General features: G+C 44.2%; 18 protein-coding genes. 8 read left to right on the top strand and 10 right to left on the bottom strand.

Annotated elements, in window-relative coordinates:
* Positions 1-112 precede the first annotated feature (112 nt).
* Both FEF09_RS26270 and FEF09_RS26265 read left to right on the top strand, forming a co-directional pair.
* Complete coding sequence (locus FEF09_RS26270) at positions 113-934, top strand: DUF695 domain-containing protein (RefSeq protein ID WP_146307863.1); 822 nt, start codon at positions 113-115, stop codon at positions 932-934.
* A gap of 187 nt (positions 935-1,121) precedes the next feature.
* Positions 1,122-3,086, top strand: a complete 1,965-nt coding sequence (locus FEF09_RS26265) for a hypothetical protein (RefSeq protein WP_146307862.1) — start codon at positions 1,122-1,124, stop codon at positions 3,084-3,086.
* On the opposite strand, the gene FEF09_RS26260 is transcribed toward FEF09_RS26265, so the two are convergent.
* The 3 genes from FEF09_RS26260 to FEF09_RS26250 all read right to left on the bottom strand — a co-directional run bounded on the left by FEF09_RS26260 (position 3,072) and on the right by FEF09_RS26250 (position 8,172).
* Entirely contained in the window at positions 3,072-5,381 is a 2,310-nt protein-coding gene (locus tag FEF09_RS26260) for an FdhF/YdeP family oxidoreductase (RefSeq protein ID WP_146307861.1), read from the bottom strand. The genes FEF09_RS26265 and FEF09_RS26260 overlap by 15 nt on opposite strands.
* Before the next feature lie 59 nt (positions 5,382-5,440).
* Complete coding sequence (gene fdhD, locus FEF09_RS26255) at positions 5,441-6,283, bottom strand: formate dehydrogenase accessory sulfurtransferase FdhD (protein ID WP_146307860.1); 843 nt, start codon at positions 6,281-6,283, stop codon at positions 5,441-5,443.
* A gap of 1,022 nt (positions 6,284-7,305) precedes the next feature.
* Positions 7,306-8,172 (bottom strand): neutral zinc metallopeptidase, encoded by an 867-nt coding sequence (locus FEF09_RS26250; protein ID WP_146307859.1) that lies wholly within the window; start codon positions 8,170-8,172, stop codon positions 7,306-7,308.
* Positions 8,173-8,343: 171 nt separating this feature from the next.
* Here FEF09_RS26250 and FEF09_RS26245 point away from each other — a divergent pair, with 171 nt between their 5' ends.
* Together FEF09_RS26245 and FEF09_RS26240 are read left to right on the top strand one after the other, a co-directional pair.
* Positions 8,344-9,543 (top strand): hypothetical protein, encoded by a 1,200-nt coding sequence (locus tag FEF09_RS26245; protein ID WP_146307858.1) that lies wholly within the window; start codon positions 8,344-8,346, stop codon positions 9,541-9,543.
* 53 nt (positions 9,544-9,596) lie between these two features.
* Positions 9,597-10,202 (top strand): DUF4132 domain-containing protein, encoded by a 606-nt coding sequence (locus FEF09_RS26240; RefSeq protein WP_261387788.1) that lies wholly within the window; start codon positions 9,597-9,599, stop codon positions 10,200-10,202.
* Here the strand turns inward: FEF09_RS26240 and FEF09_RS26235 are convergent.
* Positions 10,199-12,079: a tetratricopeptide repeat-containing sensor histidine kinase gene (locus tag FEF09_RS26235; protein WP_146307856.1), complete on the bottom strand. Its 1,881-nt coding sequence runs from the start codon at positions 12,077-12,079 to the stop codon at positions 10,199-10,201. The two genes, FEF09_RS26240 and FEF09_RS26235, sit on opposite strands and share 4 nt — an antisense overlap.
* A 362-nt stretch (positions 12,080-12,441) precedes the next feature.
* On the opposite strand from FEF09_RS26235, the gene FEF09_RS26230 reads away from it, so the two are divergent.
* The 3 genes from FEF09_RS26230 to FEF09_RS26220 all read left to right on the top strand — a co-directional run bounded on the left by FEF09_RS26230 (position 12,442) and on the right by FEF09_RS26220 (position 14,994).
* Positions 12,442-12,720 carry a SelT/SelW/SelH family protein gene (locus FEF09_RS26230; RefSeq protein WP_146307855.1) on the top strand — a complete coding sequence of 93 codons (279 nt, stop codon included), beginning with the start codon at positions 12,442-12,444 and terminating at the stop codon, positions 12,718-12,720.
* Between the two features lie 33 nt (positions 12,721-12,753).
* Positions 12,754-13,920, top strand: a complete 1,167-nt coding sequence (locus tag FEF09_RS26225) for a BamA/TamA family outer membrane protein (protein WP_186774541.1) — start codon at positions 12,754-12,756, stop codon at positions 13,918-13,920.
* 72 nt (positions 13,921-13,992) lie between these two features.
* Positions 13,993-14,994 carry an outer membrane beta-barrel protein gene (locus tag FEF09_RS26220; RefSeq protein ID WP_146307853.1) on the top strand — a complete coding sequence of 334 codons (1,002 nt, stop codon included), beginning with the start codon at positions 13,993-13,995 and terminating at the stop codon, positions 14,992-14,994.
* Here the strand turns inward: FEF09_RS26220 and FEF09_RS26215 are convergent.
* A complete protein-coding gene (locus tag FEF09_RS26215) occupies positions 14,966-15,526 on the bottom strand; it encodes an NADPH-dependent FMN reductase (RefSeq protein ID WP_146307852.1) in 561 nt (186 codons plus the stop codon). The genes FEF09_RS26220 and FEF09_RS26215 overlap by 29 nt on opposite strands.
* A 1,426-nt stretch (positions 15,527-16,952) precedes the next feature.
* On the opposite strand from FEF09_RS26215, the gene FEF09_RS26210 reads away from it, so the two are divergent.
* The gene (locus FEF09_RS26210) at positions 16,953-17,348 is read left to right on the top strand and encodes a class I SAM-dependent methyltransferase (RefSeq protein ID WP_222597162.1); all 396 of its coding nucleotides are present in this window, start codon (positions 16,953-16,955) and stop codon (positions 17,346-17,348) included.
* Between the two features lie 640 nt (positions 17,349-17,988).
* Here FEF09_RS26210 and FEF09_RS26205 read toward each other — a convergent pair.
* The 5 genes from FEF09_RS26205 to FEF09_RS31965 all read right to left on the bottom strand — a co-directional run.
* Positions 17,989-18,543, bottom strand: coding sequence for a hypothetical protein (locus tag FEF09_RS26205; protein ID WP_146307851.1), 555 nt, complete (start codon positions 18,541-18,543; stop codon positions 17,989-17,991).
* 251 nt (positions 18,544-18,794) lie between these two features.
* Positions 18,795-19,301, bottom strand: coding sequence for a LytR/AlgR family response regulator transcription factor (locus tag FEF09_RS26200; RefSeq protein WP_222597160.1), 507 nt, complete (start codon positions 19,299-19,301; stop codon positions 18,795-18,797).
* Positions 19,302-19,308: 7 nt separating this feature from the next.
* Positions 19,309-19,470, bottom strand: a complete 162-nt coding sequence (locus FEF09_RS31975) for a hypothetical protein (RefSeq protein ID WP_222597159.1) — start codon at positions 19,468-19,470, stop codon at positions 19,309-19,311.
* A 130-nt stretch (positions 19,471-19,600) separates the two neighbouring features.
* Complete coding sequence (locus FEF09_RS31970; protein WP_222597157.1) at positions 19,601-19,786, bottom strand: hypothetical protein; 186 nt, start codon at positions 19,784-19,786, stop codon at positions 19,601-19,603.
* 161 nt (positions 19,787-19,947) lie between these two features.
* Positions 19,948-20,265 (bottom strand): histidine kinase (locus tag FEF09_RS31965; RefSeq protein WP_222597155.1); only part of this gene is annotated, 318 nt, incomplete at its 5' end.

The following is a 20,265-nucleotide window of genomic DNA, read 5'->3' as shown; positions in this document are numbered from 1 at the left end:
CCAAACATAAAGAGACAATTTTCTGCATGATCCAAAATACTTTTCTTATAATAGCCTGTAACTGACATAAAAGTAGCCCGATTTAAAAAAAGATTGCGGCACTAATGGATGAATGGCGCGAAGGGTTATGTATCTTTACAGCCGACAGTTACATTTTTCGAATCAATGCATTATGCCTGACGCTTACCAACCTGACTGGGACATATACACTTGCCATATAGAAGACAAACCGGCTATAATAGGGCTGGACCTTGGTTTACGACGTTTTGCGCCCTTAACTAAGAAGCCGTATTCTATATTTATATCAGTGTATCTGAAGCATCCCCGGCCAGACGGATTTCCACATGGAGACGAATTCTCCAAACTGGGTGTGATAGAGGATTGTCTGGTACAGCAACTTGAGACCTCGTTAAACGCACATTTCGTAGGCCGTACGATATCAAACGGTGTGAGAGATTTTTATTTTTATAGTTCCAATACCTCCGGATACGAAGAGTCTATCGCGGAAGCGATGGCGCAATTCCCTGATTACAGGTACGATTGCGGTATGAAGGAGGATAAGACCTGGGAGTTATATTTCGACTATCTGTTCCCTGACACACAGGAGTTACAGCGTATCCACAACCGCAAAGTGTTGCGCACGCTGAAACAACATGGGGATATTGCCGAAAGAGAACGTCTCATAGATCATTGGGTATACTTCTCTGCTGAAGCTGAAAGAGAAATTTTCGGACAGCAGGTAGAACGGCTGGGTTTTGCCATTGAAGGGCGCCCGGTTGACGAAAAAGGCCCTCAACCTTATGGATTGAAGCTTTCCCGTAACGACCGTACAGACGAGGAAAGCATAGACTCGGCAGTAATGATGCTGTGGGAGCTTGCTCAGGAGGTGAATGCCCGTTATGACGGATGGGAAACCGTGATAGTGGCACAATAATTAGTTAACTTGTTACAACTGTTACATATTCTTTACGTTAGTAAAGAAGAAGCTTGCTTATTACTTCTGAGATCGAGTGAGAAAATCGCTAAAAATATTACTATATTTTTTGATTTGCTATTGCCTGGCCTTCGAAATTTTAGAGGCACATGGTCATCCCGTACGGACATTTTCCCACCATCCCGTTTTGCGTGATACCATTACCCCGGTAAAGCCCTCCGTTCCGGCCATGCCGGTTCCGGAAGAGGATACCCTGTTCCCGATACTCCCGATGATACCCACGGTACCTATTGTACCGACGATCCCGGGAGATACGATCGTGCCGGGGGATGTGATCCTGCAGGGAGATACCGTTCCGGTGTCCAAAAAGTATTCGAACTCCTGGTTTAGCCGCATGCGGGTATATCAGGATTCTCTCCGCAGCAGGCAATACCGGAACACCCTTATCAGAAAGGTGACCCGTCAGGACGTGCCTGAGCCTTCCGGAACGGACAGCAGTATTATCAAGAGTGAACAATATTTCAAGCCCTTCAGCGGAAAAGTGATCAGGGACATCTATTTCCGCAGAGTAAACGTATTTGGTCCCAGCAATATCAAGGACACTACCTTTTCCACTTCTATGAAGCTGGTACACCTTGCTAACCGTCTGCATTTCAATTCGGAGGAATGGGTTATCCGGCAGCTGCTCTTTTTCCAGCAGAATGATACGCTCAATCCCTATGAAATGTCGGACAACGAGCGTTATCTGCGTAGCCGGCCCTTCATTCAGGATGCCCGCTTATATATTATTAATACAGGGGCCTCTCCGGATTCCATTGACTTATTGGTAGTTACCAAGGACGTATTTGAATACGGTTTCGATCTGTCGAGGCTTAGTACCTCCGGTGTCCGGGCCAGTATATCCAACGATAACCTTTTCGGTGCAGGGCAGGGTGTCAGGATAGGAGGATCCTGGAGTGGTAATGATAATCCGCCTTTCGGTTCGCAGGCCCGATATACCAAAAATAACATCCTTGGGACCTTTATAGACTTCTCCGGCGGATATACCACGCTTAACAATATCAATACGCTTGACTCGGGAACTTACGAAGGCACTTACTATTTTGCTTTTGACAGACCTTTATATAAGAGTGGCGCCAAATGGACGGGCGGAATAGGCTTCAGCAGCAACTATTCTATTAATATGTTCAACCGCCCCGATACCCTGTATCGTGATTACCGGTATAACATTCTGGACATATGGGGTGGTTACAATATTCTGAAACAGGATAGCCGCGACCCGGGTTCCCGCAGACCTAATCTGGCGTTTCTTGTCCGGCACTTTAACCTGCTGTTTACGCAACGACCCTGGCAGGAGGAATACAAACTTGACCCTGTATATAACAACCATCGTTTTTATTTAGCACAGGCAGTCGTGTTCAGACAGGAGTTCTTTAAAACCGATCACTTCTTCGGCTTTGGCAGAACAGAGGATATTCCTTTGGGATATACTGCATCGGCTACTGCAGGTTGGGAAACATGGAAGGGCAGGACCAGAGGTTATGTCGGGGTAGAAGCAGAGAAATTCTGGGTAACGGGTTCAAAAGGAATTATTTATGGACAGGCGGGTATCAGTACTTTTTACCAGAACTTTGCTTCGGAAGATGCCGTCATCCATGCAAAAGTAGAGTACTATAGCCGTGCTATGCGATTTGCGGGAGGAAAACTTCGTCAGTTCTTATACATTGATTATCTGGGCAATCTGAATAACTACTTTTACAGGCCATTAAATATCAATCGCGATCTGGGCGTCTGGGGATATAAGAATGTACCGCTGAGTGGTTATCAGAGATTAAATGTACGTTCTGAGACTATTTATTATAGTCCGCTGAAAGTACTTGGTTTCAAATTTAACTTCTTCACCTCCATACAGGCATCGCAGCTCTCCATCAAAAGCAGCAATTTGCTGAAAAACCCTGTGTATTCGGGATTAGGCCTTGGCTTTAGGCTGAGGAATGAAAACCTGTCGCTGAATACGCTTCGTTTATCTGCCAACTACTATCCGAATGCACCGTTCCCGATGCAGACAATTTTCTGGGAAGCAACGACAGTAGTTGACTTCCGTTTCAACATCTTCTCACTGAGAGCTCCGGCGTTTTTACAGTTCAGATGATTTTCTCACTTTAATGATTACCAGTTTGGAGGTGGGTGTATTGCTCTTGTCGGCTACACTATTGAGTGGCACCAATGCATTTGTTTCCGGGAAGTAGGTGGCGGTACACTTTTCCGGGATGCTATATTCCACGATGAGGAACTTACGTACGATCCTTTCCTGTCCTTCAAAATTGTTGATCAGGTCAACGACGTCGTTGGGTTGTAATCCGGCGGCCTTTATGTCTTTCGCATTCATCAGAATCACTCTTCTTTCCTGATAGATACCGCGGTACCGGTCGTCCAGTCCGTAGATCGTCGTATTGAACTGATCATGGCTACGGATGGTCATCATCATGTATTCATCCGCCGCCAGTTCCTGTCTGATAATCGTCGCGACGTTGAAATTAGCCTTACCCGTGATGGTATTGAATTTCCCGTTACGTGCATTATTCGGCAGATAAAACCCGCCGGGCTTTCTGACACGGGTATTATAATTATTAAAACCGGGGATTACTTTTTCAATATCCTCGCGGATGTAATCATAGTGACGCATGTAGTGCTGCCAGTTGACTTTTGACTGAGTACCCAATGTTGCCAGTGCGAGTTTACAGACAATAACAGGTTCACTCAGTAGTTGATCAGACACGGGTTGTAAATTTCCTTTGGACATCTGAATGACGCCCATAGAATTCTCACAGGTCACAAACTGTTTTTCACCCTGTTGGAGGTCCTGATCGCTTCTTCCCAGCGTTGGCAGGATAATAGCTTCCTGTCCGTGTACCAGATGGCTGCGGTTCAGTTTTGTAGATACTTGTACGGTGAGGGCACAATTGCGTAGTGCCTGTGCCGTTACTTCAGTATCTGGTGTCGCAGAGAGGAAGTTACCACCCATTGCGAAGAACACTTTTGCTTTTCCGTCGCGCATAGCGCGGATGGCATGTACGGTATCATAGCCATGTTTACGTGGTGGTTCAAAACCATACACTGAACGGATACCATTGAGCAAGGTTTCTGGCGGTTTTTCATAGATACCCATGGTACGGTCGCCCTGCACGTTGCTATGTCCGCGTACCGGACAAGTACCTGCGCCCGGTTTACCGACACTACCTTTCAGCAACAGGAGGTTCACTACTTCCTTGATGGTGTCAACTGCATTTTTATGTTGTGTGAGTCCCATCGCCCAACAGGCGACAATCTTCTTTTTATGCATCAGCATATTAGCTGCTTCCTTTATCTGTTCTACGGATATGCCGGCAGCTTCAGCTAAATTTTCCAGTTGTTGTTGACGGATGTGTTGTATGTAGGCGTCGTATCCGTTGGTATTAAGATTAATGAACTGATTATCAAATACAGATCCCGGTTGTTTCTCTTCTTCCTGTAGCAGCAGCAGTGCGATCGCCTGTAACAGCGCCATATCTCCGTTGATCTTTACCTGCAGGAAGAGATCGGTCAGGTGAGTGGGTATGTGCAGCATGCCTTTTACTGTCTGCGGATTCATAAAGTTCAGCAGCCCTGTTTCAGGCAGAGGGTTCACAGCAATAATTTTCACACCATTCTTTTTAGCTTTCTGCAGGGCGGTCAGCATACGTGGGTGATTGGTACCGGGATTTTGTCCGAGTATAATAATCACTTCCGCCTGATACAGGTCGTCCAGTGTCACGGAACCTTTACCAATACCCAGAGTATCAGACAAGGCTACACCACTGGATTCATGGCACATATTGGAACAGTCGGGCAGGTTATTGGTGCCGTATTCCCTGACGAACAGCTGATACAGAAAGGCTGCTTCATTGCTTGTACGACCGGAAGTATAGAAAACTGCTTCATCGGGAGAGGAGAGTCCTTTCAGGTGTTGCGATATTTTGCCAAAAGCATCTTCCCAGGAGATGGGCTGGTAATGTGTAGCACCTGGTGCGAGGTATACAGGTTGTGCAACACGTCCTTTTTTACCGATCTCATAGTCTGTCAATCCTGCGAGATCAGCGATACTATTTTTTGCAAAGAAAGCTGCGTCCAGCTTCTTACTTGTTGCTTCTTCGGCAACCGCTTTTGCTCCATTTTCACAGTATTCCGCCACAGAGGAGCGTTCATCGTCAGGGTCGGGCCATGCGCAACCGGGGCAGTCGAATCCGCTTTTCTGATTGAGCTTTAACAGGGCTTTCATGCCACGTACGGCATCCATTTCCTGCAGAATGTGTTTTGCGCTGGAGATTACGGCAGGGATCCCTGCGGCAGCTGTTTTGGGTTTGCCGAGACGGATATGTCCTGTAAAGTGTTCAGGATTCTGAGAAGCGTCGGTGTGTTCGTTGCTCATGGAAGCTTGTTTCTAATGCGTATTATATATAAACGAAAAGGCAGTCGGTTTATGCAGACTTACTCATTCGCAATAAGGATCCTTTGTTCTCCGGTATAGATATTAAATCGCTGTTGTCTAAGAAACCCTATCAGGGTGATATCCCATTCTCCGGCCATTTTCACGGCCATTCCGGATGGTGCACCTACTGCCGCGATTACTTTGATTCCTGCCATTGCTGCTTTTTGGATTAACTCAAATCCTGCGCGTCCACTGAGCAGCAGCAGGTATTGATCCATCGGGAAAAGCTTTTGCTGTAATGCCGCGCCGATCAGCTTATCCACAGCATTGTGTCTGCCAATATCCTCGCGCATCAGCAATAAATTCGATGCACCATCAAATAATGCTGCTGCGTGAATTCCACCGGTATCGTCAAACAGTTGCTGTTGTTTCCGCAAGATATCAGGTAATTGTGTAATCATTGCAGAAGACCATTTACTTGTTCCTCCGCTGGTTGTCTCTTTTGCAACAGGTGCGTAAATAGACGCAATATCCGTCTTTCCGCAGACGCCGCAGCCTGCATTCGACACGAAATTACGTTGTGTCGTTTTGAGTACCGGACATACCTGTTCGTGCAGGCTTACGAGTATTGTATTCGTCACATCACTTTCGGAGCTGATAGCTTTGATATCATCATGACTCCGGATGATTCCTTCTGTAAAAAGGAAGCCTGTTGCCAGTTCGGGGTCCTGACCCGGTGTACGCATGGTGACAGAGATGCTTTGTTGCTGTCTGTCGGCAGCAGGTCCGTAGATCAGCTGTATTTCCAGCGGTTCTTCTGCGGCGAGAGCATCTTCTGTTGCAGTAACAATTGTATCCTGTACTCTTGTTATGCGTGTGTAGGAAATAGCAGGGTTGGGCATGCTGTAAAGTTACGGAAATTAAGATACGATGATTTTTGTCTGTCTTCGGGTTTATGATGATGATTTTTCAGCTTTTGAGGCTGCTGTGGTGTTTTTTTGCTGAAAGTGCCTGTTGTTTTGGTGATGTTTGTGATACGTTGTGCTGATTGTTGGATAAATAGTTATTAAGCTGGGATATGTTTTTGGTTGATTGTGTCTCGTATCAGGCATCCTGCTGCGGGTTGAGGTGGGACGCCGGGCTGACGCCCTTTGAGAGGCGTGCTATTGGCCGGGGTGGGTCGTGTTGGGTGTTGGGATGATTGATTGAACCCCTATCAAGCGGGGCAGACTCTCTAAGGGCTAAGGCCCTTTGTCTACACCTCAACCCCTCCGCTGATGCAGCCTGTCGTTTCAGCAATAACCGCTGAATATTAATGAATGGTAATATATCGATTGTAATAGTATAAGAGATATCGGCCCTTATCTTTCGATACAATTTAGACAGAAAGCAAAGATGATGGTTTGTTTATGTACGATTTACGAAAGTCACTATCTGCTGAACGAATATAGCATGTAGACAGTCTTGTTACAGCGAAGGATTTCAGATGGAGACCCTGGCCTTAGGTCTTTGAAGTATGCCCATCCACCTGATAAAGTCAGATAGATATCCCCGGCCCAACACGACCTACCAAAGCTGCATGTATAGTACTTCAAAGAGCGTCAGCCAGAGGTCCCATCTGAAACCGTAGCGTAAGACCAACCCTCAAAAATGAAGACGATAATTGAAAACAGGAAAGGTAGCTGGAATTAACCGATAACTACAATCTGAAAAGACAACAATTGCAGCTAAGAAAGTCTGGAATGAACCGGCAACTAACCACAGCTTTCGATGACATCATTCACCGAAATAATTATAATCTGAAAAGCTGAACCAGCACATTAAGAAGAGAAAGAAGCTATAACAACCGGAGCTTAAAAACATCCACCAAAAGAAGGGCTAACACAGAAAAAGCCGCCTCGCAATGGAGACGGCTTGAATAATATTAAAGATCTGTCGTATTAAAAGTATCACCTTGTTTAACATCACCGGTTTCGAAACCTTTCTTAAACCACTTCATACGCTGTGCAGATGTACCATGTGTAAAAGCATCAGGAACAACATGCCCGGAAGCAGCCTTTTGCAAAGCATCGTCACCAACAGCGCTGGCAGCATTTAATGCTTCTTCGATATCACCCGCTTCAAGGATATTCTGCATCTTCTGCGCATGATGTGCCCATACACCCGCAAGGAAGTCAGCCTGAAGCTCAAGCCTCACAGATAATTTATTGTATTCGCGCTCACTGATCTGAGAACGCATAGCCTGTACTTTACGGCTGGTACCAAGAAGGTTCTGTACGTGGTGACCAACTTCATGTGCAATCACATAGGCCATGGCAAAATCGCCTGCTACTTTAAAGCGCTGTTCCATTTCATTAAAGAAACTCAGATCAAGGTATACCTTCTCATCCGCAGGACAATAGAAAGGTCCCATAGCAGATTGCGCTGCACCACATCCGGACTGGTCATAATCAGTGTACAATACCATACCCGGATCCTTGTATTGCTTGTTCATTTCGGCAAACAGCTTCTCCCAGACGTCTTCGGTATCTGCCAGTACAGTCGATGCAAACCGGGCAATTTCGTCGCTGTTATTGGTGACAGTTTTGGATTCAGTCTGCTGAGCACCACCTGTACTCTGCTGAACGGATTGTAAAGCCTGTTGGGGATCCTGATTGAATAATAAGGCGAGAACAATGATAATGATACCACCGATACCACCACCAATGCCGATATTCCTCATTCCACCACCACCGCCGCCACCACGACGGTCTTCTACGTTGTCGCTTAATCTTCTGTTTTGCCAGCGCATATTTTATTTGTTTATATGTCGAAAGTACAGAAATTTTAATACCCTTCCATCACAACAATTTCCCTGCCTGATTCATCCGTAGGTAATGCTTCGTTTTTTTTAATCCCTGCTTTTTTAATAAATTAGGAGATACTGACACCCTCATTGTTATACCTCTACATCATTGAAGCTATGCAATTTACAGACTTCTGGATCGGAAAAATACAGGCAGACAATTTACCTGAAGCCATAGATGCCGCAGGTTTGATCAAATACCTCTCTGTGTTTACGTCGGATGAGCAATGCTTCCATATTATCTTCCAATGGCATGAGACGACCCTGAGGCGGACCAATGACTGGTGGTTTCCCCGTCAGGAACTGTTTAAGCTCATCCAGAATAAAGTGAATAAAAAAGGACGGTTGACAGAAACGCTGATGCATTGTCTGGAATTACTGGATACTTCTGAGAAGAAGAGTGTTACAGTGGCAGAAGACAGAGTAAATATCCAGATTGATATACTGATGCATGGCGGACCGGAACAGTTGGTGAGCCGCAGGGATCCATTGGGTATTCTGGTGGTGGAATTTCTGTCTAATATCAAAAGTACGCGGCAGCAGGAGTACTGGACTTCCTTTGTAGAGCATTGTCTGAATGCCGGGGAAGGGAACATACCCACCCAGAAATGGTGGACCAGAGCCAAAGTACTGGTGAACAGGATTGAGCAGGAGTATTTTATCATGCGGATGAAAGACTGGATTTCTTTCTGTCAGGGGCAGATGATGTCGGTTCATGCGGGTAGAAAACACAGTTTTGTAGACTATAATATCAGCTATCTCAGCGCGATCAATCACAATATGCTGAAGGCATTTATCTGGTGTTGTGCGATACCGGAAAACAAGGCGTTGATGGATCTGCTGGAGGCATATGCACCCTGGGCTTATAAGAAAAAGGGGAACGCCGGACCTTTATCCGCCAAAACAGGTACCGCCTGTATTTATGCATTTACCTGCCTGTCTTTCCGGGAGGCGCTGAGCAGGATCACGCGGCTCCGTGGAATGGTTAAACATGCCGCTACCCTGAAAAGTATTGACAGGATTCTGCAGGGATTGGCGCAGAAATATGGTGTTTCTCTACATGAACTGGATGAATATATGGTACCGGATTTCGGACTGGATCAACAGGGATGTCTGCGAATACCGGTAGGGGAACTGACGGGTGTCTATACTTTGCAGAATTCGGGTAAATCAGCGCTATCGTGGGAAAAAGACGGAAAAATAATAGGGAAAGGGCCATCAGTACAGAGTGCTGCACTGAAGAATTTTAAACGGCTGATAAGAGAAATTGAGGATACACTTTCAGCCAATAGTATCCGCCTCGAACGTTCTTTTTAAGACAGCATCCGTGGCAGTATGGTCACTGGAAGACTGTTTATCTTGAACACCCCTTGATGAAGGCACTGGTGAACCGGTTGATCTGGCGGTTTCAGACCAACGGACAGGATATTATCGGTTATTGTATGGATGGACATATCATCGATCATCAGGGGAAACCTTTGACCGTTACCGCTGAAACGCAGGTCACACTATGGCATCCGATGAAGGAATCTGTGAAAACAATCAGGGAATGGCGGAGTTTTTTGTCTCAACATCAGGTTGAGCAGCCTTTTCAACAGGTAGACAGAGCCGTCTATACACCGAACAGTGATGAGTTGTCGGACTGCTATTATTCTACCCGTTTTGCCTCTCATGTATTGAACAGATTAAAATTTAAACATGCGATCACACAAAGAGGCTGGACGCTACGTCAGAAGGCAGAGCACAACTGGTCTTATGTGCCGCATATTACACTGGCGGACTGGGATATCCGGGTAAATTTCTTTGCTGATACAAAAGAGGAAGATACAGTTGTTACGGACCTGCTTAACTTTTACAGGCAAGGGGAGCCTTTGCCATTGCATGAAGTGCCGCCTGTGGTCTTTTCGGAGATGATAAGAGATATTGGTTTGTTTGTGACAACTGCTGGTACAACTGAATTACATAAGCGGCCTTAATTGTTATCAAGGACGTTTTCTGTGTATTGTTGTCCTTCTTTTACGATAATGGTATAGCCTCTGCTAACCGGTTCTTCTTCCGCACTCAAAGGTAGGGTGAAATGGAAGCTGGTGCCTTTTCCAAAGCTGCTGTTGAACCAGATCTTTCCATTGTTTCTTTCGATGAAATCCTTCGATAGCGGGAGTCCTAAGCCACAACCTTTCTCATTTTGTGTACCGCTGGTTGAATAATAAATGTTGGAGAATACTTTTACCTGATCAGCCAAAGCGATGCCGACACCTGTATCCTGTACAACGATCTCAATTTTCTCAGGCGACAACAAATAGCTAATACTGACACTACCGTTGATGGGCGTGAATTTGATTGCATTGCTGATCAGATTTCTGAGTACAAGACGGATCATATCAGGATCTGCATATACCATAATTGGCCGTTGCAGCTCGTGCGTCAACGTTATTGCTTTCTGACGTGCCATTGACTGTAGTAATTCGAATTCATTTTTCAGAATATTACTGATATCGAAATCGTCTGGTGTAACGTGGATCCCTTTCATCTGGCTACTGGCCCATTGCAGGAGATTATCCATCATATAGGCAGTGTTTTTTACGTCACGCCAAAGCTCATGTGAGAAGATCCTGAATTGCTCTTCTGACATTTTTTCGTCTCTGAGCAGGAACAGCAAACCTTCCAGAATAGCCAGCGGAGAGCGTAGATCATGAGAAATAACGGAGAAGATTTTATCCTTGACCTGGTTGCCGTTACCCAGTGCCGTATTTTGTTCGAGAATGATCCTGTTTTGTTGTTGTACCTGTGTATTCCGGAGATTCAGCTGTTTGTAGAGATCCTGCTGACGTCTGTACATCAGGTATAATACCGCTGTGACAATAAACAATCCGAGTAAAAGCATGCTACAGAAAATCACCAGAATACGTTGCTGGTGAATAGTGGCGAGATGCAATTGCTGTTCTTTACGCAGTAACTTATTCTCGTGTTGTTTCTTTTCTGTTTCGTATTTCTCTTTCGTATTGGCAATGAATTTTGCTTTCTCCAGACTGAACATCTCTTCATTCAGGAGGCTGAATTGTCTGAAATTAGCCAGTGCAGCAGCATAGTCTCCCCGTGCTGAGTCCAGAACGGCCATGTTCTTGTGATAGATCATGGTGTTTTTTGCATTTTTCAGAGTACTGTTTAACAGTGCTGCTTCAGACAGGTGTTGCTGTGCTTCCTCATAGTGATGCAACATGGTGTGTACCAATCCGATGTTCAGGTGCGATTTTACCAGTCCGTTCAGGTGATCGGACTCCTTGTAATATTGCTCCGAGATATCAAAATAGGGCAGTGCCAGCGCATATTTCTTTTGCTGGAGATAGATCAGTCCTATATTTTCATATGTCACTGCCAGTCCCTGATGGTCATTCAGGGCCAGTTTTATCTTTTCAGATTCCAACATAAAATACAATGCGGAATCCGGCATATTCATTCTTATATAGCTACTGCCAATGCTGTTGAGTGTTCTGGCAATTTCACCGGGCTGTCCCAATGATTGTTTAATACGCAATGCTTTCTTCTGATAATGCAATGCTTGTCTGGGCTGGTCTTGTTCGACCAGTATATTGCCGATATCTGTGTTGAGAATCCCTGTTGCATGTAAGTCATTGAGTTCTTCTGCAATTTTCAGGGAATTGATGGTGAGATCCAGTTGTTTTTCAAGGTTACCTTTTCCGTTCTCTGATAAAGCCAGATTACGGGTTGCCCACATGATGCCTTGTTTAAAATGGAGGCTGTCGCTAAGGGCCATAGCGGCATGCGCATATTCTTCTGTTCTGGCGGGATTTTTCGGAAAAGCCTTGCGGGCTTCCTCATTCAGTAAGCGCACGCGTACGGTGTCCCGCTGAGGATGCGTGGACAGCTCACTGTGTTGTGCAAAGACGAAATTCGTCCATACACATAATGAGGCTAAATATATAAGTATATAAGTTAGTTCGGACAATCCGCATAGAGTTTATTTGTCGGCACAAACGTTCTTTAAGGGTAACCTGAATGCTGTGCTAAAATTATAAAAAAAACGGATGCAAATTTTCAAAATCTGAAATATTGTGATTCGTTGTATCTTTCAGTTGGAATATTGCTACTAATGTAAGGAATATATCCGCAGGATTACTACCATGTGTCCGCAGTTTTATAGCAGGAAGGACTACATTGCGGTTAGATTTCATATATCATTAATTATTTTACAAAATGAAGCCAACGATAACAATAGAATATTGCCCAAAATGCGGATGGATGATGCGTGCAGCGTGGATGGCACAGGAACTGCTGACAACATTCGCAGATGATATCTACAGTGTGACCCTGCAGCCGAGTGAGACCAATGGCAGCTATATCATTTATGTGGACGGGATCGCGGTGATCAACCGGAAGGAGCTGGGCCATTTCCCTGAGATAAAAGAAGTTAAGCAGATGGTCAGGGATAAGGTTGCTCCGGAAAAGAGCCTTGGGCACAGTGACCGAAAATAGGATAAAAGTTGTTTCTTTGCATCCCGGATGAGTATGCAAAGAACAATCATTTTTACGACGATATTACTGGCATTTTGCCAGGGACTGGTAGCGCAGCAGCAATTGCAGGATACTGTACAACCGAAACAGCAGGACACCGCTGTTATACATAAACGCAGTTTCTTTCCTTTGCCTGTGGCAGGATACTCTCCGGAGAAAGGACTGGAAGTGGGCGCTGCCATGTTATATTCCTTTTACACCTCGAAAGACCCGGTTCTTCGCAATTCTACTATCAATCTCATTCCCACTGTTACAACAGAGAAACAGTTTAAAATAGATCTGAAGACAGATATCTGGACAGATGCCAACAACTGGCATTTCAGGAGTAACCTCCGGTATCATGACTTCCCGATCAATTTCTACGGACTTGGCGACACGACCCGTAAGGCAGGCGCCACATTGCTGGATAACAGACGATATAAAGTGCAGCTGGAAGGTGAACGACGTATAGGAGGGCACTTTTATGCAGGTATGTCTGTATTATACCAGCATGATACCTACAGTACCAAAGAAACCAAAGGCGTGTATCCGGGTATGTCTCTCGTAGACAAGAACGGTGGCCATGTCACTTTTATCGGAGCGACAGGTATCTATGATAATCGTGACAACCAGAACTACACAACAAAAGGTAGCTGGGTACGTCTGAACGTAGCATTTGCTCCCGCTTTCCTCAGTAAACATGCACTGTGGAAATTTGATGGTCAGGTGCGTCATTTTGTGCCAATCTCACCGAAGAGTACTGTTGGCTTTAATGGATTATTCAACTCTTTACAAGGAAGTGTTTTACCCTTTTATCTCTTACCTGAACTGGGTAATGACCTGATGATGCGTGGCTATTATACGGGCCGTTACAGAGATCAGAACTATCTCGCAGGACAGGTAGAATATCGTTATTTTCTGGATCCCAAGATACCCATCAATATCTGGTTCCTGCATATGCAACCCAAGTTTGCGCTGGCTGCGTTTGGCGGCTCAGGTGCAGTATTTAACAACAAGGACATTGCGATGTCGCACTTCAAACCAAGCTACGGAATGGGCGTACGCTGGTTCTACGATGAAGGCGCAAAGCTGACTGTCCGTATTGACTACGCATGGGGAGAAAAACGCACAGGAGAGGAGCGTCAATCCGGATTATACCTCTCACTGGCAGAAGCGTTCTAAACCATCTCCACGGGCATTGGGCACGTAAATTGTTAACTGAATATTAACTATAGTTGATCCAAAAATTCCATTATGAAAAAAAGTGCAGCCCTATTCTGCGCACTCTGCGCAATTGTGTCCACCCAAAAAATCAAGGCACAGGATGTTAAATCTACGTCTAAGTTTTATGTAAAAGTCACCGGCAGCTATTATTTCAGCGTATTCCCGGGCCAGTTCCCCAAGGTCGGCAGCTACGAGCCACATGATGAACGTCTGGTATTTAATCCTGCGACTGGTGCCTCTACAACTGTATCAGAAAAAGTATTGACGGGATCGTATGGAGCTGGTGGGAGGGGAGGACTCTCCTTCGGTTGGAATCTGAATCAGTACATTGCTGTGGAAGCCTCGTTTAACTATTACCGTAGTAAGAAAAATCTGATGACACGCGAAGAAACTACCTTGATCAACACCAGTCAGACCGTTGGTAAAGTTGAATCGCACGGATATGTGGATGCGATCGATTTTGCACCTGGCGTGGTGATCAGTCCGGGATTCAAAAAAGTTAATCCGTATGTCCGTTTTGGTATGGTGGTACCACTGTGGGGAAATCTGAAAATTGAAACAGATGCCAGTCGCAGCGGAACTGCTAATGTAGGTGGCCAGACAGTCCTGACACAGCTGACCGTTCACCGTAATGAAAAAGTAAAGCCAAACATTACACTGGGCTTCCAGGGCGCTGTGGGCGTTGCTTTTCCGATTGCGAAAAAACTTGACATTATTGTAGAAGCTGAGTACCGTAATATTCCGGTGCGTAGCAAAGAAAAAGAAGTGACCAGTTATGATGAAACTGTTGCGCTGAGAAATCCGACAACCGGAGCCGTTATCAGCACACAGCATCGTGGTTTGGATGATCTGTCCACCGCCGAGCGTCATACGAAATATGTGACCACCCTTGATCAGAGCTCCAATACACCGGTCGGTCAGCAAGGCGCTGAGGTTAGTTATAAGGACGACAACAAGCCTGCGAATGACCTGAAATCTTATATCAATATTGGTGGTCTGGGTGCTAATATTGGTCTTCGCTGGCGTTTTTAGATGTTGCAAGCTCAGTGATCAGCGTCAATAATGTCTTTTCCAGCACTGCATCCGTCAGTGTACCTTCAGCGTTTATTTTTGTACGTACAACAGGTATGATCAGCTTGTATTCCTCACGGATATCAGCAGTCATAACAGTTAAAGTCTGTACTAATGAAGCATGTGCTTTTTCGCCACCCGTAGCAAGCGGAGAAGCACTGATTACAGCAGTGGGTTTATGCGTAAAATCGCCTGAAGATACCAGCCAGTCCAGTGCATTTTTCAGTACGCCCGGTATGCCAAAAGCGTATTCGGGTGTGCTGAAAATCACGGCATCCGCTGCCTGTACATGTTGTCTGAGATCGGCCACGGTTAAAGGTGCTGAGGATTGCGCCGTATCGAGTTCCGGACTGAAATAAGGCAGTTTATCCAGACCATCATAGATAGAAAATTCAATGTTGGCAGGCGCAATTGTTGCGCAGGCTCTTAATAAAGCTGTATTTGAGGAAGCGCTCCGAAGGCTGCCGGAGATACCCAGAATCTTGAAGGCCATATGTTTCCGTTAAAATATTCAACAAGTTTAGTAACATTTATTGAAAACTTACTGTGTCTGCACAGATGATGATTTAAAATTGAGTCATTTATATACGATTTCTTCCTGAGCAGTAACTGTGTGATGGAAGATCTGGTGTTTAGAGACCAGCAGGCGACGTTTAAAGCAACTACGGAAGCCGCTGATGTTGATACTAACGTTCTGAAACCCGCAGATGAAGCATTAGAATATACATATGATGTCTTAAGTGAAATGTATAAAGATATCGACTGAGGCGTTCGTCTTAAATTGGTCTATAGTGATATAATGATAAAATAGTTTTCCCTGCAATGGTGCTAATTTAAGTACTTATGATGTTGATAAGAAAGTGTTGAAACCCGCAGATAAAGCATTAGAATATATATGATCTCTTATCTGATGGTCTGAAAGCTTTGCTGCTGGCGCCCGTAATGGTCATTTCAATGTACGACGGCTGATTGTTTTGCTGGTAGGAATTGTCTTATTTAAGTCCGTATTTATCAATCAGATCCTCGAGAACTAGCATTATTTGCCGAATGATCTATAGTACGTCAAAAGAAATTAATCCCGGATGTTTATGAGCACCGGGATTTTTATATGCTCTGATTTGTAATTATGTTAGGTTTTTTTGCTGAACAATTAGATACAGAATGAACAAAATGGCTGACAGGCCATTTCAGGAGTTAACTGTAACTTACAGACATTATCATTGAGCGTACAGAACCATGCGTAAAAGCGAAACTCATGTATATGAACTGGCGGTCAACAATGATCTATTATGAATCTATTTGCTTAAATACGGTCAATTACATTTTATTCCATCATGTATAAAAGCTTGAATACATGATGAGAATTATAGCCGGCTACAGATGGTAATCTATAGGCTAATTTATATCCTTATAAGACCTTGCTAATCTCCTTTTATAGAATACCTATAATTTATATTATGTTAAATAGAGTTTAAAGAGATCTTACCCATTGTATGATTTCATTCTTTTCCCATGCGTATACTGCGTTTTTAAATTCTGCAGATCCTCCTCACCTTTTGTATACTATTTTTCTAAGCTGTTACATATTATAGTTCGGGTTCGAGTTGCTATCAGCTCTATTGTTTTAATTAGAGCGTCACTATATGACTATAGTCAAAGCGAAATATTCAACATGGGTATTGCCGTTTTGTATATCGCAAAGCACATCATCCACAGCTTCTCATAAAACTTTACAATCCCATTTATAACAATCTATCGTAGCAATGGCCGTTTTATAACTGCTATACTTTAAAATGCCCCCAAACGGATGTAGGAATTCAATGCACGTTATATCTCTGAATCAATATTTTATACGAACTTGTTAGTTTTTGACATATTGTTGCAAAAATGTAATTTCGCTTTGCTAAAGACAAGAACACATGGCAGACGAGACAGAAAAACCCGAATTCTGGGAGAAGAGCTTTACGGAGAAACAGGAAATGTGGGGCTTTAACCCCGCCGGATCGGCAGTATTAACCAAAGACTTCTTTCTTACACATGAGGTGGAAAATATACTCATTCCCGGTATTGGGTATGGACGGAATGCACAGATTTTCAGGGACAACGGCATTGCTGTAACAGGAATCGAAATATCAAAAACAGCCATTGAACTCGCCAGAAAACATTATGGTCCGGAGATGACTATTTATCACGGTTCTGTGACAAATATGCCTTTTGACAAAACCCTGTATGATGGTATATTTTGTTATGCGCTTATTCATTTGCTGGACAGCAACGAGAGAGCAAAACTCATCCGGGATTGTTATAATCACTGACGGAGAACGGATATAGGTCTTCACAGCTATTACAAAGGAAGCTCATACCTACGGACAAGGTACCTTCATCAGCAAGGACCGCTATGAAATGTTCGGTGGTGTCAGGATGTTCTTTTATGACAGAGAATCGATCCGGGAGGAATTCGGCGGGCCGGATTATTTGAGGTCACAGAGATAACAGAAAACTACCCGTTTTTTTAATCAAGTGCAGAAAGAATGAGAACAAGGTCGTATAAAAGACCTGTCAGCCATTTTGTTCATTCCGCATGCTGCTGTTCAGAAAAAAATCGCTACGCAATCACAAATCAAGGCATAGAAAAAATCCCGGAGCTGATGAGCATGCGGGATGAATTTATTTCCAGCGAACAACAGCTTGTTCATTGAGGAACATATGTTTTAAAAGAGAGACATTTCTCTGTATAAAGTATATTCAGTTATGCTTCTTCAACATCGCCTTATTGACACGGCTCAGTGACTTTGCAACATCTCAGTTAACTACCACCGGCGGATCTACAATTAATAATCCCGGGGTGGCATTGCTGCTTAATGATGCAACGATACCGTCCGGGATCAGCATTTCTTCAGAACTCTTATTCAGCAATTCATTCGTTTTCCGACAACTGCATTCGCCTGATTTTCCTCAATCAACATCTTTATACAGCTCACTCATACGATCATACGCAAGTTGCAATGTCGCGTCAGCAGCAGCCAGTACCTGTTTATCAAGCTTAGACGTGTGACTGGTTAATTTAAATGTTGCCTGCTGATCTTTGAATGCAAGATGTGCCATGACATCCTTATCTCCCCAGAAATAATCATAGATAATGGCGACACCCTCATCTCCTTCTTCCAGAAACGGCGCCATACCTTTCAGCCATGCCAATACGGGCATAATTTCTAAGTAGTTTTCACTAAGGAAAAGTATATCAAAAGTCCAGGTACCCGCTGCTGCGTCCCAGATTTCTGTTCCGGCTGTCTGTGGATTGTCTTTATATGATGCGAGTATCGCTCCATTGGTAGCACTATTAAAAAAAGGGATCTCATCCAGCGCAGACTTTGAGTACATCTCACGACTATCCCACCATGTAATCCAATCCTGATCAACGACCGGCTTCTGCGGACTGGCATTGAAAAAACGTTCGAGGTTTTCCTTCTTTGTTTTGATGCTCACATATAGTGAACGCAGTTCTGACATGGGAACTTTGTATTTAAGAGGTTTTTTAATAAAGGAGAATTTTTCTCCTGATTCAAATAGAGGTTAACAACACTCATTGCGGTAAACCGGGTTTAAATGTATAAAAAATGCTCCAATTCTGAAGCATCATTTCTGAGATGGATCGCAGTGTATTTTTATTGTCGCCAAACCCTTTGGATCAGTTAATAAACAATTATGAGAACCTGATCTTGTCCCAGAGCTTATTCTTCACCACCTGTGCTATCACCATATCATGGTAGTTCTGCTGATGGGAATCTTATCAGACTGAATAAAGATCTCATTCCCCTCAATCCCTTCAATCTTGCTGACAGCAACGATATAGGATTATGTACGCGTATAAACGCTTTACGATCAAGGTTCTCTTCGAGATGCTTCAGATACAATAAGGTCATGTATTTACCCTTACGGGTGTAAATCGTGACATAATTCTGCATTCCCTGCACATAGAGTATCGTCAAAGAAGATCTTCTCATACTTACTGCCGCATTTAATAAAAAATAGTCCTCAGTTTTTTCCGTTCCGGACGTCTCACCAGCTGGTTTATGGAGTAGATGATAATAATCTTTTGCCTTATTCGCAGCTTTAAAAAAGCGATCAAACGTAATGGGTTTCAGCAGATAATCCATCACATTCAGCTGGAAACCTTCCAGCGCATAACTGGGGAATGCGGTGGTGATAATTACCATCGGCGGCTTTTGTACGATCTTCAGAAAGTCGATGCCATTCATTTTCGGCATCTGAATATCAAGGAAAATAAGATCTACGGATGTTCATCAGTAATCTGATCAGTTCAACAGGGTTGGTGCAGGTGGCAACAAGCCGCAGGAAATCAACTTCCCGTACATAACTGGAAAGCCCTTCCCGGGCCAGCGGCTCGTCGTCTATAATTACACAGTTCATCATCATATCAACGGTTTACTTTCAGGCGATTTTTTGTAAAGGTTGCGGCATTTCAAGGGGAGAAAGCCTTAATTGAAGATGGATATCAAACGGTGTGCATCCGGAATAATGTCCAGCTGATATTGCCCTGCATAGATCAGATCCGTCTGCGCTGTACATTTTTCAGACCGATACCGCCACATTGCACAATATCCCTGTTCTCTATATCTGAAGTGCTGTTAGATACCAGAAACGTCAGCATATCTTCACGCTGTGTCAGCTCAATCCTGATCCGGTTAGGCCTGTCCACATGTCTGGATACGTGTTTAAAAGCATTCTCCACAAAGGTCATCAGAATAAAAGGCGCAATGCCCCACTGTCGGCGTCTTCCTGTTGGATATGCACATCGAGTTCCATATTCTCATTCTGCCGCAGACGCTCCAGTTCTATGGAGTTTTCCATATAGGAGTCTCTCTGGATAACAGGATCTGTTTGTCATTACACTCATACACACTGATACCGTAATAATTCGGAGAATTTCGCCAGAGAAGCCGACGCCATATCCGGATTTTTGTGTATCAGAAAGAATATTGAATTGATAGTATTGAACAGAAAATGAGGATTGAACTGATGCTTCAGAAAGTTCAGTTCCGTCTCCAGTTTCTCTTTTTCCAGCATTTGCTGTTTTCGTTGCGTTTGCAGCCAGTTCTTACCCAGCTTGATACTCATGGCCAGTGTCATCGCCGCCAGCGTAGATGGGATGGAATTGCCAGAAACTGAAAAAACAATCCCCGTTATTCCATATGCTTCCTGCATAGTCTT

The sequence above is a fragment of the Chitinophaga pinensis genome (genome assembly GCF_007896845.1).
In the GTDB taxonomy this organism is placed as follows: Bacteria; Bacteroidota; Bacteroidia; order Chitinophagales; family Chitinophagaceae; genus Chitinophaga; species Chitinophaga pinensis_C.
Note: the sequence above shows the minus strand (reverse complement) of the source record. Positions and strands in the feature narration are given on the sequence as shown.

Coding starts and splice junctions, on each gene's coding strand:
- FEF09_RS26250 (WP_146307859.1), bottom strand. CDS start 8,172: ATGCGCTGGCAAAACAGAAGATTAAGCGACAACGTAGAAGACCGTCGT.
- FEF09_RS26200 (WP_222597160.1), bottom strand. CDS start 19,301: ATGCCGAAAATGAATGGCATCGACTTTCTGAAGATCGTACAAAAGCCG.
- FEF09_RS26260 (WP_146307861.1), bottom strand. CDS start 5,381: ATGAGCAACGAACACACCGACGCTTCTCAGAATCCTGAACACTTTACA.
- FEF09_RS26270 (WP_146307863.1), top strand. CDS start 113: ATGGCGCGAAGGGTTATGTATCTTTACAGCCGACAGTTACATTTTTCG.
- FEF09_RS26225 (WP_186774541.1), top strand. CDS start 12,754: ATGCAAAGAACAATCATTTTTACGACGATATTACTGGCATTTTGCCAG.
- FEF09_RS26220 (WP_146307853.1), top strand. CDS start 13,993: ATGAAAAAAAGTGCAGCCCTATTCTGCGCACTCTGCGCAATTGTGTCC.
- fdhD (WP_146307860.1), bottom strand. CDS start 6,283: ATGCCCAACCCTGCTATTTCCTACACACGCATAACAAGAGTACAGGAT.
- FEF09_RS26205 (WP_146307851.1), bottom strand. CDS start 18,543: ATGTCAGAACTGCGTTCACTATATGTGAGCATCAAAACAAAGAAGGAA.
- FEF09_RS26215 (WP_146307852.1), bottom strand. CDS start 15,526: ATGGCCTTCAAGATTCTGGGTATCTCCGGCAGCCTTCGGAGCGCTTCC.
- FEF09_RS31975 (WP_222597159.1), bottom strand. CDS start 19,470: ATGATGATGAACTGTGTAATTATAGACGACGAGCCGCTGGCCCGGGAA.
- FEF09_RS26230 (WP_146307855.1), top strand. CDS start 12,442: ATGAAGCCAACGATAACAATAGAATATTGCCCAAAATGCGGATGGATG.
- FEF09_RS26210 (WP_222597162.1), top strand. CDS start 16,953: ATGGCAGACGAGACAGAAAAACCCGAATTCTGGGAGAAGAGCTTTACG.
- FEF09_RS26245 (WP_146307858.1), top strand. CDS start 8,344: ATGCAATTTACAGACTTCTGGATCGGAAAAATACAGGCAGACAATTTA.